Genomic DNA, 14,763 nt, shown 5'->3' on the forward strand with positions numbered 1-14,763 from the left:
GACCTTGTCCCTGTGAGAGTAGGACGTCGCCAAGCAACTAAAAACACAAGTCATTTGACTTGTGTTTTTTTATTTCCCATGAAATAGATTTGGTTCCATTAATAAAAAATTTGAAATATAGTAAGGGATTTTTTGAGCAGAAATACTTAGAAATTGATAAATAAATGGATAATCTTCAGAACCATAACTGCCAAGTAAGTCATACCACCAATCTGTTTCATACCTAGAAATCATGCTTAAATTATAGAGCAATAAATAATGAATGAGGAGTTCAGGTAATATTGGCTTAGGATTTCTAGGATCAGTCGTAAGTGGCAAATAATAAGTATTAGTAAGATGTTCATAGTATAAAGGAGTACTGTACATAGGATTCCATGATTGAATGGGCGCCGTAAAAAGTAAATTCGATTCATTAGTCTTCTCAGGTACGTGCTGTATTGATAAATGCTTACAAGATGTTTCAATGTAACGAGAAAATCTCTCTTTAGTCATATGTAATCGATCTAGTAGGTTGACTGAAAAGGAGAGCTGATTTTTAATTGTTGAATCGATTTTATATAAAGTTGATCCTTTCTGACTATAACGAAATAAATTTTGTAATTCTGGAATATTTCCCATTAGTTCTAACATGTTAAATTTTTCTGCTTCTAAGTGTTTCATGTGAAACAGTTGTTCTGCAACATGAGTAAATAATCCGTTTTTTTGTACCTTCACCTCATCTTCTAAAAATTGATACCCTTGTTTTTTTCGTTTGCGAGTTGTAACGCCATGAGCTAAAACAGTAGTGGATTCAGGATAGTTAGGGTCAATAGTTAGTAGGCATGCTTTAAAAAGTTGACTAATTCCATAAAATAACAACATTGGTTGAATGGAAAATGGAGCTGTCTTATATAATTCATAATAATTTTTCCCGTGTTCTAAGTAATAAATAAAGGGATAACAATTTTCAAAACTTTTTTTTTCGGCATCCTGAATAGAGGATTTTTCGTAACAACGGGCAAGATAACGTTGTACGTTTTGAGATGAAAAAAAGAAACTTAACTGCTGCCAAGTACAAGATGTTTGATGCATATATTACGCTCCTTTTATTGTCTAAAAATTCTAACATATATATACGTCCTTGACAGTATTTTAACCAATTGATAAGCTACTAATAATAATTTCTGGTATCATAGGGGGAACAATTATGTGGGAATCTAAATTTGTTAAAGAAGGTTTGACTTTTGATGATGTATTACTTGTACCAGCTAGGTCAGATATATTACCAAGAGAAGTAAGTGTTAAAACAGTTTTATCTGAAAGCTTACAGCTAAACATCCCGTTAATTAGTGCAGGAATGGATACAGTAACAGAAGCTGACATGGCTATTGCAATGGCTCGCCAGGGTGGTTTAGGAATTATTCATAAGAATATGTCTATTGAGCAACAAGCAGAGCAAGTTGATAAAGTAAAGCGCTCTGAAAGCGGCGTTATTTCAGATCCTTTCTTCTTAACTCCAGAACATCAAGTATATGATGCAGAACATCTTATGGGAAAATATCGTATCTCAGGTGTACCGGTTGTAAATAATTTAGATGAGCGAAAATTAGTTGGTATTATTACAAACCGTGATATGCGCTTCATCCAAGACTACTCAATCAAAATTTCTGACGTAATGACAAAAGAACAATTAATTACAGCTCCAGTTGGTACTACACTGGAAGAAGCTGAAAAGATCCTACAAAAGTATAAAATTGAAAAACTCCCTCTTGTTGATAATAACGGTGTATTACAAGGGCTTATTACAATAAAAGATATTGAAAAAGTAATTGAATTCCCAAACTCTGCTAAAGATAAGCAAGGACGCTTATTAGTTGGAGCAGCAGTTGGTGTAACAGCGGATGCTATGCTTCGCATCGATGCATTAGTAAAAGCTAGTGTAGATGCAATTGTACTTGATACAGCACATGGGCATTCTAAAGGTGTTATTGATAAGGTAAAAGAAGTTCGTGCTAAATATCCATCACTAAATATTATCGCTGGAAATGTTGCTACTGCTGAAGCAACGAAAGCACTAATTGAAGCTGGTGCAAACGTAGTTAAAGTTGGTATTGGACCAGGTTCTATTTGTACAACACGCGTTGTAGCCGGTGTTGGTGTACCACAATTAACTGCGGTTTATGATTGTGCAACAGAAGCTCGTAAACACGGCATTCCAGTTATTGCTGATGGCGGTATTAAGTACTCTGGTGATATGGTGAAAGCTTTAGCGGCAGGAGCACATGTTGTTATGCTAGGTAGCATGTTTGCAGGTGTTGCAGAAAGCCCTGGAGAAACTGAAATTTACCAAGGTCGTCAATTTAAAGTGTATCGTGGTATGGGTTCTGTCGGTGCGATGGAAAAAGGAAGTAAAGATCGTTACTTCCAAGAAGGCAATAAAAAACTTGTCCCAGAAGGTATTGAAGGACGAGTACCATATAAAGGACCTTTAGCAGATACAGTTCACCAATTAGTTGGTGGCTTACGTGCAGGTATGGGATATTGCGGAGCACAGGATTTAGAATTCTTACGCGAAAATGCACAATTCATTCGTATGTCAGGTGCTGGCTTACGTGAAAGTCATCCTCATCACGTACAAATTACAAAAGAGGCTCCAAACTACTCATTATAATGTCTTATATACAAATAGACAGAGATTTGATATCTCTGTCTATTTTTTTTTGATTATGTTAGAATAACGGTTATGTGAGTACATAGATATTGGGGGTAGCAAAAGTGAAAGGTATGTTTTGCAAAAGATTCATTGCTTTGGTAACAGTGCTTACACTAGCTTGTAGCATTTTTATGCCATATAGCAATGCATCAGCTGAAACAGGAGCCGCTTTAAACATTGAAGCAGGTGCGGCAATTTTAGTAGAAGCGAATTCTGGGAAAATTTTATATCAAAAGAATGCAGATGAATTATTATCCATTGCTAGTATGACAAAGATGATGAGTGAATATTTAGTTCACGAAGCAGTGGATAAAGGAAAACTTAAGTGGGACCAGAAAATTAAGGTTTCTGAATATGCATATAAGGTTTCACAAGATGCTTCATTATCAAATGTTGCATTAGAAAATGGTGGCTCTTATACAGTAAAAGAGTTATACGAGGCAATGGCAATCTTTTCTGCAAATGGTGCAACAATTGCATTAGCAGAAGCAATTGCAGGTAAAGAAGTAGACTTCGTAAAAATGATGAATGATAAATCGAAAGAACTAGGGTTGAAAAATTATAAATTTGTCAATTCTACAGGTTTAACGAATAAAGATTTAAAGGGAATGCATCCTGAAGGAACAACAGCGGATGAAGAAAATAAAATGTCTGCAAAGGATGTTGCAACTTTAGCACAACATTTAATTAAAGATTATCCAAAAGTGTTAGATACAGCAAAAATCCCTAAAAAAGAATTCCGTCCAGAAAAAGAGAAGTTTGCAATGTCGAACTGGAACTGGATGTTAAAGGGCTTAGTTAAAGAATATGATGGCGTAGACGGCCTAAAAACAGGCTCAACTCCAGAGGCAGGAGATTGCTTCACTGGTACGGTTGAAAGAAACGGAATGCGTTTTATTTCTGTAGTTATTAAAACAAGTTCTCATACAGCACGTTTTGATGAAACAAAGAAGCTATATGATTATGGATTTGCTAACTTTGAAGTAAAACAAATGTATAAAAAAGGTTCTTCAGTAAAAGGACAAGAAACAGTACGAGTAGAAAATGCGAAAGATAAAGATGTAGCAGTTCAAACGAAACAAGCTATTTCACTTCCAGTGCCAAAAGGAAGTAAAGATGTTTATAAAACGGAATTAAAAGAATCAAGCAAGGGACAAGAAGCACCTATTAAAAAGGGAGCTGCGCTTGGTCAAATGGTAATTACGCCAAAAGATACAAACGACCCTGGATTTTTAACTGGTAAGTCACTGCAAGTGGATCTTGTAACAACATCTGAAGTAGAAGAAGCAAACTGGTTTACTCGTGCTATGCGCGGAATTGGTTCATTCTTTAGTGGCATGTGGAATAGTGCTGTTGATACAGTAAAAGGTTGGTTTTAAAAGCTCCTCATGATAGGAGCTTTTTTTTATTCCTATTTTTCATACCGACTTTATGAAAAAGTAGTAGACAAGCATCTGATAGTTAGTGGTAGAATGTAAGAGTATTCTTAATTTTCGCCTTTAACGGGGGAAAGCAATTCACCTAGGGGGGTTTTTGTACATGACAAATGTAACAGGGACAGAACGTGTAAAACGTGGAATGGCAGAAATGCAAAAAGGCGGCGTTATTATGGACGTAGTTAACGCTGAACAAGCAAAAATTGCAGAAGAGGCAGGCGCAGTTGCCGTTATGGCATTAGAGCGTGTACCAGCAGATATTCGTGCAGCAGGTGGCGTTTCTCGTATGGCAGACCCAACAATTGTTGAAGAAGTTATGGGTGCGGTGTCAATTCCGGTTATGGCAAAATGCCGTATCGGTCACCTTGTAGAAGCACGTGTATTAGAATCATTAGGGGTAGACTATATCGATGAGAGTGAAGTATTAACTCCTGCTGATGAAGTATACCATTTAAATAAACGTGATTACACAGTTCCATTTGTATGTGGTTGCCGTGATATCGGAGAAGCTGCACGTCGTATTGCAGAAGGTGCATCTATGCTTCGTACAAAAGGTGAACCAGGAACAGGAAACATTGTAGAGGCAGTGCGTCATATGCGCCAAGTCAATGCAGAAATCCGTCAAGTTGCGAGTCTACGTGAAGATGAGTTAATGACATATGCAAAAAATACTGGCGCTCCTTACGAAGTATTACTTGAAATTAAACGCCTTGGTCGCTTACCAGTTGTAAACTTTGCGGCAGGTGGTGTAGCAACACCAGCAGATGCAGCATTAATGATGCAACTTGGTGCTGATGGGGTATTTGTTGGATCTGGTATCTTCAAATCAGAAAACCCAGAGAAATTTGCACGTGCAATCGTTGAAGCAACGACTCATTATGAAGATTACGAACTAATTGCAAACCTTTCTAAAGGATTAGGTAATGCAATGAAGGGTGTCGAAATTTCAACGTTATTACCAGAACAACGCATGCAAGAGCGTGGATGGTAATTAAAGGAGAACTTTAAAATGGTGAAAATCGGTGTACTAGGTCTTCAAGGTGCAGTTCGTGAGCATGTAAAATCAGTTGAAGCAAGTGGTGCAGAAGCTGTTGTTGTAAAGCGTATAGAGCAACTTGAAGAGATTGATGGTCTTATTTTACCAGGCGGTGAAAGTACAACAATGCGCCGTCTTATTGATAAGTATGCTTTCATGGAACCACTTCGTACATTTGCAAAGTCTGGTAAACCAATGTTTGGTACATGTGCAGGGATGATTCTTCTTGCGAAAACACTTATTGGCTATGAAGAAGCACATATTGGTGCTATGGATATTACAGTTGAGCGCAATGCGTTCGGACGCCAAAAGGATAGTTTTGAAGCTGCGCTTTCAATTGAAGGCGTGGGTGAAGACTTCATTGGTGTATTTATCCGTGCGCCGTATGTTGTAGAAGTAGCTGATAATGTTGAAGTGCTTTCTAAGCATGGTGACCGAATGGTAGCGGTAAGACAAGAACAGTTTTTAGCTGCTTCATTCCATCCGGAATTAACAGATGATCATCGTGTGACAGCATACTTTGTTGAAATGGTAAAAGAAGCGAAAATGAAAAAAGTTGTATAAGTAACTTGCAACTTGTATAAGATTATAGTAAATTGATGGTAACAATTTTATAAAATAAGCGTGTTGATAGGAAATAGTAACAAATGTCGTTTCTTATAGAGAGTCGATGGTTGGTGGAAATCGATAGAAACAGTTTGTGAATCCATCCTGGAATGGAATGTGGAATATCTTTTGGATTAGTAAGCATTCCCGGTGAAGAGCCGTTATTTCTACTTGAGAGGAAAGCGGTAATGCTTTCAACTAGGGTGGCAACGCGGGTTAACTCCCGTCCCTTTATATAGGGACGGGAGTTTTTTGTGTTTTATAAAATAAAAGGAGGAGTATATAATGCTTGATATTAAATTTTTACGTACAAACTTTGAAGAAGTAAAAGCGAAATTACAGCATAGAGGCGAAGATTTAACTGATTTCGGCCGTTTTGAAGAACTTGATACGAGAAGAAGAGAACTACTTGTTCAGACAGAAGAATTAAAAAGTAAACGTAACGAAGTATCTCAACAAATTTCTGTATTAAAGCGCGAAAAGAAAGATGCAGAGGCTCTAATTTTAGAAATGCGTGAGGTTGGAGAAAAAGTAAAGGATCTTGATAACGAACTTCGTACAGTTGAAGAAGACTTAGAAAGATTAATGTTATCTATTCCAAATATCCCTCATGAATCTGCTCCAGTTGGTGAAACAGAGGATGATAATGTAGTAGCACGTACTTGGGGAGAAGTGAAAGAATTTACTTTTGAGCCAAAACCACATTGGGATCTTGCTACTGATTTAGGAATTTTAGATTTTGAACGCGCTGGGAAAGTAACAGGAAGCCGCTTCGTATTTTACAAAGGTGCTGGTGCAAGATTAGAGCGTGCTTTAATTAGCTTTATGCTTGATCTTCATACTGATGAGCATGGATATAAAGAAGTATTACCTCCATATATGGTAAACCGTGCAAGTATGACGGGAACAGGACAACTTCCAAAGTTTGAAGAAGATGCATTCCGTATTGAAAGTGAAGATTACTTCTTAATTCCAACAGCTGAAGTACCTGTAACGAATATGCATCGTGATGAGATTTTAAATAAAGAGCAATTGCCTATAAGATATGCTGCATTTAGCTCTTGCTTCCGTTCTGAAGCAGGTTCAGCTGGTCGTGATACACGTGGTTTAATTCGCCAGCATCAGTTCAATAAAGTAGAGCTTGTGAAGTTCGTAAAACCAGAAGATTCTTATGAAGAATTAGAAAAATTAACAAATGATGCAGAACGCGTGTTACAATTATTAGAGTTGCCATATCGCGTTATGAGCATGTGCACAGGCGATTTAGGATTTACAGCAGCGAAGAAATACGATATTGAAGTATGGATTCCAAGCTATGGCACATATCGTGAAATTTCTTCTTGTAGTAATTTTGAAGCTTTCCAAGCGAGACGTGCAAATATCCGTTTCCGCCGTGAGTCAAATGGAAAACCAGAACATGTTCATACATTAAATGGATCTGGTCTTGCAATCGGACGTACGGTTGCAGCTATTTTAGAGAACTACCAACAAGAAGATGGTACAATTATAATTCCAGAAGTTCTTCGCCCTTATATGGGAGGAAAAACAGTTATTAAGTAAATTTAAACATTCATCGGTATGAGTGATTGGTAATTATGAGCGTTGTCAGTACTGTAATGTAGGAAGGGAAAAGTAAAATTTTCCTTTCCTCATAATTTATTTTAGTAGGGTTGACTAACTGTTTTTCTTTTGATATTATATTTGATGTCAATATGGAGGTATACCCAAGTCTGGCTGAAGGGATCGGTCTTGAAAACCGACAGGCGGCGAGAGTCGCGCGGGGGTTCGAATCCCTCTACCTCCTCCAGATATAATTGACAACAGCGCATATAAGTGGAGATTGGAGAACTCGTTACCAACACGTAACGAGTTTTTATTTTAAAACCAATCATAAAGTATGGTGTAAGGTAATTTTGTCCTTATTACACACTCATATTCCGATGATTATCTTCATAGATATGAAAGGAGTCAACATGGATCTTATTATACAAACGTTTCCTTTAGATGGAAAAACTTTATATTATGTACAATGTCCTGTCTGTAAGAACAATAGAATTTTAAACAGTGGTGCAAACGTATCACGCATTATTAGTGATGATACATTCCGTAAACTTTGTGGTTGTACTTGTGATGTAAAACAAGCTACGAGTAAAGTAGAGGCGCCAAAACAAGTTAAAAAAGCAGCTGTAAAGAAAGCGGCGGCTCCAAAACGTACAGGTAAAGTATTAACGGCAGTAATTAACGGGAAAGAAATGACTGTTAAAGAGATTGCTGAAGCATACGATATTAGTACAAGTACTGTTCGTCAGCGCATTAACGCAGGAAAACCTGAGAGTGAAATTATTGCTCCAACAAAGAAGAAGTAATTTAATAGGAAAACCCGTGCATATGCACGGGTTTTTTATTTTACAAGTTTACGTGTTTGTTTTAAAAAATGGCCAATTTTTTTAATGATTGGTTCGATTGAATCACCATCTTTTAAAATATCGTACTCATTAATATTTAAGCGTAATACAGGGCATGAATTAAAGTTGTTAATCCAGTTTTCATAACGTCCATGCATTTCTTTCCAGTACTCAATTGGTGTTTGCTGTTCCATTGGGCGCCCGCGTTCTTGAATACGATCGACAATATCATCGAAAGAACCTTCTAAGTAAATTAATAAGTCTGGATGAGGGAAGTAAGGAGTCATGACCATAGCGTCAAATAAACCTTTGTATGTTTCATAATCAGTTTCCGTCATTGTTCCTTTTTCATGATGCATCTTTGCGAAAATTCCAGTGTCTTCGTAAATGGAACGATCTTGAACAAAACCGCCACCATATTCAAAAATTCTTTTTTGTTCCTTAAATCGTTCTGCTAAAAAGTACACTTGTAGGTGGAAGCTCCAACGAGTGAAGTCCGCATAGAACTTGTCCAAATATGGATTGGAATCTACTTTTTCAAATGATGTGCGATAACCTAAAGCATTAGCTAATGCAGTTGTCATAGTTGATTTACCCACACCTACCGTTCCGGCGATAGTGATTACTGCGTCATTGGGTATATCATATTTTTGCCTTAAATTCATTATTATTTCGACTCCTTTAAGAGAGTATTTTGAAGGGCAGATAGGATGACGTTTAAATCATCAGGATTTTTTACAAAATCCATATCGTCTCCATTAAATTTCAATACTGGTATTTCCGGATGATCTTTTTTAAAAGCATCCATTGCTGTTTCATAATCTTTTGTGAGCTGTAGTAAGTAATTTGGATCCATGTTTTTTTCAAATTCTCTTCCGCGCATGGCAATTCGTTTTTGCAATGTTTCTAGGCTAGCTGTTAAATAAACAATGACATTTGGCACAGGCATATCTTGTGTAAGGATACGATAAATTTGCATGTATTTGTCATATTGGGAGTCTTTTAATGTGCGGGATGCAAAAATTAAATTTTTAAAGATATGGTAATCCGCTACTACTGGTTTCCTTTGATTCAAATACTTTATGTTAATGTCTTCTAATTGTTTGTATCTATTACAAAGAAAGAACATCTCTGTTTGAAAACTCCATTCGTCGATGTCTTCATAGAACTTTCCTAAAAAGGGATTTTCATCAACAATCTCTTTTAGTAAGTGGAGTTGCATGTGAGTTGAAATTTCCTTCGCAAGTGAAGTTTTTCCAACACCAATTGGTCCTTCAACCGTGATAAATGGTACTCCGGTCACGCTGTTTCCTCCTTTCAATCAGTGATTTACCGTGACTACTAAAAACACAAAACAGAATTATTGTAGCACAAGAGGGAAGCGAGCGGGTTAATTTGATATAAAAAGTTAGAAAATAGATATATGTATTAATTAAATTTTATTTTGGTTGATGATGTTATAGTTGCTTTCAATGTAGTTTCCATTATTTTTAAAGCATGTATATTATCTTGGTCGTTGTTAGAGGCGATACAATCCTCTGGTACATACAATGTATAATTTCTCATATGAGCATCATTAGCTGTAAATAGGATACATATATTTCCGGCAACCCCTGTTAATATTAGATTTTCTATTTTTAAATAACCTAGTAATGAATTTAAAGGTGTTTCATAAAAAGCGGAATAATGTGGTTTAATAAAAATGTAATCATCAGAACTTGGAGCAATCTTATGGATTATGTTTTCGCTATATTCATTTGTACAATGAGTAATAAGTTGGTCGATATCAGATCTCCACAGTTGATAATGGTCATTAACGTAAATTATAGGACAGCCGAAGGATTTCATTTTTTTCTTTAATTGTAAAATAGGGTTTGTTATAATTTCACATTTTTTAGCTAGAATGGGTCCGTGGGAAAATTGAAAGTCATTAATCATATCGATAATGAGCAAGGCGGTATTTTTCATATGTAATCCCCTCTCTTTTTTCTTTTAGGGTGGATTGAATTTGTAAAAGTTATCCCCTGTGTAGTAAATGGAAATAAGTGTACTTTATTTGTAATGAAAGGACTATGTTATGGAACAAGATCAAGATATTTATTTTATGCAATTAGCGATAGAAGAAGCTAAAAAGGCAGAGGAAATACAGGAAGTACCAATTGGAGCAGTTATAGTGTTAGATGGTGAGGTAATTAGTGTTGCCCATAATTTAAGGGAAACTGAGCAGAGATCAATAGCTCATGCTGAGTTGCTAGCGATAGATGAGGCGTGTAAAAAATTAGGGACATGGCGTTTAGAAGATGCAACATTGTATGTAACATTAGAACCTTGTCCAATGTGTGCAGGTGGAATTGTTTTATCACGAGTGAAGCGAGTTGTATATGGTGCAAGTGATCCGAAGGGCGGATGTGCAGGGACATTGATGAATCTTTTAACGGATGAACGCTTCAATCATCAATGTGAAGTAGTATCTGGTGTACTAGAGGAAGAATGCGGTACGTTGTTAACAAGCTTTTTTAGAGAGCTTCGTAAAAAAAGAAAAGCAATAAAAAAATTAGAGAAGAATACTGGGAACTAACGTATTTGCATTTTATAAAGAAACAAGTTATACTGATAATGCCTTTAATGAAGGCAACCGAATATTGGTTTTAACTTTGCCGTGCTAAGCGGGGAGGTAGCGGTGCCCTATACTCGCAATCCGCTCTAGCGAGGCCGAATCCCCTCTCGAGGTTATGTTGCTGTAAGGTCTGCCTTAAGTAAGTGGTGTTGACGTTTGGGTCCTGCGCAACGGGACCCCGTGAACCTTGTCAGGTCCGGAAGGAAGCAGCAATAAGCGGGTCTTCTCGTGTGCCGCAGGAGTGCCTGAACCGAGCTAACTGCTTGAGTAACGCTTATGGTACGTAATCGACGGAGGGTGCACGGCAGTTATATATGTATACAAAACTCACCTTAATACAAAGGTGAGTTTTTTGTATAGAAAATAACTTTTGGAATCTATAAACAGAATGGGTTATAATAAATGAGATAATAACCTTTGAGGGAGGCCGTATTTTCGTGTCATACCAAGCGTTATACCGAACATGGAGACCGCAAAAGTTCGAAGATGTAGTCGGTCAAAAGCACGTGACAAAAACGTTGCAGAATGCCCTTCTTCAAGAGAAAGTTTCACATGCTTATTTATTTTCTGGCCCGAGGGGAACAGGAAAAACGACAATTGCAAAAGTATTTGCAAAAGCAATTAACTGTGAACATGCTCCGGTAGCTGAACCTTGTAATGAATGTCCTTCTTGTTTAGGAATTACACAAGGATCCATTTCAGATGTATTAGAAATTGATGCGGCTTCAAATAACGGTGTAGATGAAATTCGAGATATTAGAGATAAAGTAAAATATGCTCCAAGTGCTGTAGAATATAAAGTATACATTATTGATGAAGTTCACATGCTTTCTATGGGTGCATTCAATGCGCTTTTAAAAACCTTAGAAGAGCCGCCAGGACATGTTATCTTTATTTTGGCGACAACAGAACCTCATAAGATCCCGCCTACAATTATTTCACGTTGTCAGCGTTTTGAATTCCGAAAAATATCAGTGAATGATATTGTTGAGAGATTATCAACGGTCGTGACAAATGAAGGTACGCAAGTGGAAGATGAGGCATTACAAATTGTTGCGCGTGCTGCTGAAGGTGGTATGCGTGACGCACTTAGTCTTATTGATCAGGCTATATCTTATAGTGATGAGACCGTTACGACAGAAGATGTATTGGCCGTAACAGGATCTGTTTCTCAGCAATACTTAGGCAATTTAGTAGAATGCATACGTGAAAATGATGTATCAAGAGCATTGCAAATCATAGATGAAATGATGAGTAAAGGGAAGGATCCAGTTCGTTTTATGGAGGACTTCATTTACTATTATCGTGATATGCTTTTATATCAAACTTCACCGCAACTAGAACATATGTTGGAACGAGTAATTGTAGATGATCAATTCCGTAAGTTGAGTGAAGAAATGCAACCGGAAGTGATCTATGAGATTATTCATACCCTTAGTAAGGGACAACAGGAAATGAAGTGGACAAATCATCCGCGTATTTTCTTAGAAGTTGTTATGGTGCAATTGTGTCAACAGTTTATGATGCAAGCAAATGGTACAGATCGTTTGCAAGCAATTATGAACAGGATGCAGCAACTGGAGAAAGAGTTAGAGCAAGTTAAAAAGAACGGTGTGCCAGCTGGTGTACAACAGGAAGTAAGAGAGACACGTGCAACACCAAAGCCGGTAAGAACAGGAAGTATGAAGATTCCTGTCGGACGTGTAAATGAAGTATTAAAACAAGCGAAGCGTCAAGATTTAGAACAATTAAAAGCTGTATGGGGTGAGTTGTTAGGAAGACTCAAATCATATAACAAAGTAGCGTTTGCTGTTTTACTAGAAAATAGCGAACCAGTGGCAGCTTCAGATGACACTTACGTTTTAGCATTTCAATATGAGATTCACTGTAAGATGGCGAGCGAAAATCGAGAAGCTATGGATACAGTAGAACAAGCTTTATTTGAATTGCTAAGTAAAAGGTTAAATATGATTGCCATTCCAAAAAGTGAATGGGGTAAAATCCGTGAAGACTTTTTACAACGTGAAGGTGGAGAGTCTGAAGAAAGCCCAGAGAAAAAGGAAGATCCTCTTATAGAAGAGGCAGTGAAATTAGTAGGGCAAGAACTCATTGAAATAAAAGAGTAATAATAATTAGGAGGAATTAATTATGATGCGTGGCGGAATGGGAAATATGAATAACATGATGAAACAAATGCAAAAGATGCAAAAGGACATGGCGAAAGCACAAGAAGAGCTTGGTGAAAAAACAGTTGAAGGTACAGCTGGCGGCGGAATGATTACAGTTATCGCAAATGGTCACAAGCAAATTCTTGAAGTGAAGATTAAAGAAGAAGTTGTAGATCCAGAAGATATCGAAATGCTACAAGACTTAGTATTAGCTGCAACAAATGATGCACTTAAAAAGGCTGATGAGCTTTCAAACTCTACAATGGGTAAATTTACAAAAGGCTTAAACTTACCAGGTGGAATGTTCTAGGAGGATATTGATACATGCATTATCCAGAACCAATATCAAAACTAATCGATAGTTTTATGAAGTTGCCAGGTATCGGACCGAAAACAGCGGTTCGATTGGCATTTTTCGTATTAGATATGAAAGAAGATGATGTGTTAGGTTTCGCGAAAGCACTTGTAAATGCGAAGCGAGATTTAGCGTACTGTTCTGTATGCGGACATATTACTGATCGTGATCCTTGTTATATTTGTAATGATTCACATCGAGATCAATCAGTTGTTTGTGTCGTACAAGAACCGAAAGATGTAATCGCGATGGAAAAAATGAAAGAGTATCAAGGTGTATATCATGTGTTACGTGGTGCGATTTCTCCTATGGAGGGAATTGGACCGGAAGACATTAATATCCCGCAACTCTTAAAGCGACTACATGATGAAACGGTACAAGAAGTGATATTAGCAACAAACCCTAATATTGAAGGGGAAGCTACAGCGATGTATATCTCCCGCCTCTTAAAACCTACAGGCATTAAAGTAACTCGTATTGCACATGGTCTGCCAGTTGGTGGAGATTTAGAATATGCAGATGAAGTGACATTATCCAAAGCGTTAGAAGGTCGCAGAGAAGTATAAGAGGAGAAACGAAAATGTTCTTTCAAAAAAAGGGTAAATTGCGTAAAGAGTATGACGATAAGTTAATTGTACTTTTGGAAAAAGTGAAGAATGAGTGGTTACGTCAGAAGAGAATGGTCGAACAAAGTGTAGAACCGTCTCAAGATGTCATTTGTTCTTTGAAAATAGCAGAGGCGAAATATTTCTTTTTGTTGAAAGAAGCAAAGCGTCGTCCTGTAAAAATGGAACAATGGTAAAAGGTTCTGCTTTCTAAGCAGGCCTTTTTATTTTATTTGTTAAATGCTGAGGTATCGTTTTATTTAGTTTATATAAAAGAGATGCTGCATATGATAACTGTTCTTTTTTATTGTCTTGTCCCATACAAATAGATGTATAGGTCATTCATAAGGAGGAAAAAATGAATTCTACAATTATTATTGTTGGCATTCTTACTTTAGTATTTATTTTTCTTGTTTTTGGTGTTGCCTCTAAGCCATTACGTTTTATAGGTAAGGTGATTTTTCATGTTACTTTAGGAATAGCATTGCTTTTTATCGTAAATGTTGTAGGGACATATTTTGATTTTCATATCCCGATTAACATGGGGACAGCAGCAATAACGAGTTTGTTAGGCTTACCGGGTGTGGCAGCGTTAGTGATTATTAAGCTTTATATCATGCCAAGATAAAATTATTTTGGCATTTTTTTAAAAAGTGTTGACTATTAAATGATTAATATGGTAAATTAATAAGCGTCGTCAGCAACGAAAGAAAAAAGCTGTTGACAGATTTAACGAGAAGTGTTAAATTATAAAAGTCGCTGAAACGCGATATTGAACTTTGAAAACTAAACGAAACAAACAACGTGAAACGTCAATTTTTATTTTAGATGCTAGACAAACTA

16 protein-coding genes, 1 tRNA gene, 1 other RNA gene and 1 other annotated feature are annotated in these 14,763 nt (G+C 36.8%); of the genes, 14 read left to right on the plus strand and 4 right to left on the minus strand.

The genetic code is table 11. The features are described 5' to 3' along the window. Positions 1-69 precede the first annotated feature (69 nt). Positions 70-1,071 (minus strand): YaaC family protein, encoded by a 1,002-nt coding sequence (locus tag QO049_RS29295; protein WP_246961708.1) that lies wholly within the window; start codon positions 1,069-1,071, stop codon positions 70-72. Positions 1,072-1,186: 115 nt separating this feature from the next. On the opposite strand from QO049_RS29295, the gene guaB reads away from it, so the two are divergent. From guaB to QO049_RS29330, 7 genes are all read left to right on the plus strand, one after another. Further along, complete coding sequence (gene guaB / locus QO049_RS29300; RefSeq protein WP_000264088.1) at positions 1,187-2,650, plus strand: IMP dehydrogenase; 1,464 nt, start codon at positions 1,187-1,189, stop codon at positions 2,648-2,650. A 113-nt stretch (positions 2,651-2,763) separates the two neighbouring features. After that, positions 2,764-4,071, plus strand: a complete 1,308-nt coding sequence (gene dacA, locus QO049_RS29305; RefSeq protein WP_125653127.1) for a D-alanyl-D-alanine carboxypeptidase DacA — start codon at positions 2,764-2,766, stop codon at positions 4,069-4,071. Between the two features lie 160 nt (positions 4,072-4,231). Beyond that, positions 4,232-5,119: a pyridoxal 5'-phosphate synthase lyase subunit PdxS gene (gene pdxS / locus QO049_RS29310; protein WP_000186164.1), complete on the plus strand. Its 888-nt coding sequence runs from the start codon at positions 4,232-4,234 to the stop codon at positions 5,117-5,119. Positions 5,120-5,137: 18 nt separating this feature from the next. Beyond that, entirely contained in the window at positions 5,138-5,728 is a 591-nt protein-coding gene (gene pdxT, locus QO049_RS29315) for a pyridoxal 5'-phosphate synthase glutaminase subunit PdxT (protein ID WP_087965315.1), read from the plus strand. A 54-nt stretch (positions 5,729-5,782) separates the two neighbouring features. Next, positions 5,783-6,004: a binding site (T-box leader), on the plus strand. A 51-nt stretch (positions 6,005-6,055) separates the two neighbouring features. Further along, positions 6,056-7,330: a serine--tRNA ligase gene (gene serS / locus QO049_RS29320; protein WP_284489748.1), complete on the plus strand. Its 1,275-nt coding sequence runs from the start codon at positions 6,056-6,058 to the stop codon at positions 7,328-7,330. A gap of 154 nt (positions 7,331-7,484) precedes the next feature. Then, positions 7,485-7,577, plus strand: a tRNA-Ser gene (locus QO049_RS29325). A gap of 166 nt (positions 7,578-7,743) precedes the next feature. Further along, a complete protein-coding gene (locus QO049_RS29330; protein ID WP_000364196.1) occupies positions 7,744-8,136 on the plus strand; it encodes a sigma factor-like helix-turn-helix DNA-binding protein in 393 nt (130 codons plus the stop codon). A gap of 35 nt (positions 8,137-8,171) precedes the next feature. Here QO049_RS29330 and QO049_RS29335 read toward each other — a convergent pair whose 3' ends face one another. From QO049_RS29335 to QO049_RS29345, 3 genes are all read right to left on the minus strand, one after another. Continuing rightward, the gene (locus QO049_RS29335; protein WP_001053585.1) at positions 8,172-8,840 is read right to left on the minus strand and encodes a deoxynucleoside kinase; all 669 of its coding nucleotides are present in this window, start codon (positions 8,838-8,840) and stop codon (positions 8,172-8,174) included. A 2-nt stretch (positions 8,841-8,842) separates the two neighbouring features. Next, positions 8,843-9,478, minus strand: coding sequence for a deoxynucleoside kinase (locus QO049_RS29340; RefSeq protein WP_000148218.1), 636 nt, complete (start codon positions 9,476-9,478; stop codon positions 8,843-8,845). A 125-nt stretch (positions 9,479-9,603) separates the two neighbouring features. After that, a complete protein-coding gene (locus tag QO049_RS29345; protein ID WP_000798712.1) occupies positions 9,604-10,143 on the minus strand; it encodes a cysteine hydrolase family protein in 540 nt (179 codons plus the stop codon). Positions 10,144-10,252: 109 nt separating this feature from the next. Here QO049_RS29345 and tadA point away from each other — a divergent pair, with 109 nt between their 5' ends. The 7 genes from tadA (at position 10,253) to QO049_RS29380 (ending at position 14,548) form a co-directional block, all read left to right on the plus strand. Continuing rightward, positions 10,253-10,753, plus strand: coding sequence for a tRNA adenosine(34) deaminase TadA (gene tadA / locus QO049_RS29350; protein ID WP_000434332.1), 501 nt, complete (start codon positions 10,253-10,255; stop codon positions 10,751-10,753). A 79-nt stretch (positions 10,754-10,832) separates the two neighbouring features. Next, positions 10,833-11,097: signal recognition particle sRNA large type (ffs, locus tag QO049_RS29355), an RNA gene on the plus strand. A gap of 132 nt (positions 11,098-11,229) precedes the next feature. Then, positions 11,230-12,918 carry a DNA polymerase III subunit gamma/tau gene (gene dnaX, locus QO049_RS29360; RefSeq protein ID WP_000121575.1) on the plus strand — a complete coding sequence of 563 codons (1,689 nt, stop codon included), beginning with the start codon at positions 11,230-11,232 and terminating at the stop codon, positions 12,916-12,918. Positions 12,919-12,943: 25 nt separating this feature from the next. Further along, positions 12,944-13,270 (plus strand): YbaB/EbfC family nucleoid-associated protein, encoded by a 327-nt coding sequence (locus QO049_RS29365; RefSeq protein ID WP_014894853.1) that lies wholly within the window; start codon positions 12,944-12,946, stop codon positions 13,268-13,270. A gap of 14 nt (positions 13,271-13,284) precedes the next feature. Then, on the plus strand, positions 13,285-13,881 hold the full coding sequence (recR, locus tag QO049_RS29370; RefSeq protein ID WP_000559169.1) for a recombination protein RecR: 597 nt from the start codon (positions 13,285-13,287) through the stop codon (positions 13,879-13,881). Positions 13,882-13,895: 14 nt separating this feature from the next. Then, positions 13,896-14,117, plus strand: coding sequence for a YaaL family protein (locus QO049_RS29375; RefSeq protein WP_000466019.1), 222 nt, complete (start codon positions 13,896-13,898; stop codon positions 14,115-14,117). Positions 14,118-14,278: 161 nt separating this feature from the next. Then, positions 14,279-14,548, plus strand: coding sequence for a pro-sigmaK processing inhibitor BofA family protein (locus tag QO049_RS29380; RefSeq protein ID WP_001089273.1), 270 nt, complete (start codon positions 14,279-14,281; stop codon positions 14,546-14,548). Positions 14,549-14,763 lie beyond the last annotated feature (215 nt).

It is taken from the genome of Bacillus sp. RB3 (assembly GCF_030164735.1).
Taxonomy (GTDB): Bacteria; Bacillota; Bacilli; order Bacillales; family Bacillaceae_G; genus Bacillus_A; species Bacillus_A cereus.

Coding starts and splice junctions, on each gene's coding strand:
- QO049_RS29295 (WP_246961708.1), bottom strand. CDS start 1,071: ATGCATCAAACATCTTGTACTTGGCAGCAGTTAAGTTTCTTTTTTTCA.
- guaB (WP_000264088.1), top strand. CDS start 1,187: ATGTGGGAATCTAAATTTGTTAAAGAAGGTTTGACTTTTGATGATGTA.
- dacA (WP_125653127.1), top strand. CDS start 2,764: ATGTTTTGCAAAAGATTCATTGCTTTGGTAACAGTGCTTACACTAGCT.
- pdxS (WP_000186164.1), top strand. CDS start 4,232: ATGACAAATGTAACAGGGACAGAACGTGTAAAACGTGGAATGGCAGAA.
- pdxT (WP_087965315.1), top strand. CDS start 5,138: ATGGTGAAAATCGGTGTACTAGGTCTTCAAGGTGCAGTTCGTGAGCAT.
- serS (WP_284489748.1), top strand. CDS start 6,056: ATGCTTGATATTAAATTTTTACGTACAAACTTTGAAGAAGTAAAAGCG.
- QO049_RS29330 (WP_000364196.1), top strand. CDS start 7,744: ATGGATCTTATTATACAAACGTTTCCTTTAGATGGAAAAACTTTATAT.
- QO049_RS29335 (WP_001053585.1), bottom strand. CDS start 8,840: ATGAATTTAAGGCAAAAATATGATATACCCAATGACGCAGTAATCACT.
- QO049_RS29345 (WP_000798712.1), bottom strand. CDS start 10,143: ATGAAAAATACCGCCTTGCTCATTATCGATATGATTAATGACTTTCAA.
- tadA (WP_000434332.1), top strand. CDS start 10,253: ATGGAACAAGATCAAGATATTTATTTTATGCAATTAGCGATAGAAGAA.
- QO049_RS29365 (WP_014894853.1), top strand. CDS start 12,944: ATGCGTGGCGGAATGGGAAATATGAATAACATGATGAAACAAATGCAA.
- recR (WP_000559169.1), top strand. CDS start 13,285: ATGCATTATCCAGAACCAATATCAAAACTAATCGATAGTTTTATGAAG.
- QO049_RS29375 (WP_000466019.1), top strand. CDS start 13,896: ATGTTCTTTCAAAAAAAGGGTAAATTGCGTAAAGAGTATGACGATAAG.
- QO049_RS29380 (WP_001089273.1), top strand. CDS start 14,279: ATGAATTCTACAATTATTATTGTTGGCATTCTTACTTTAGTATTTATT.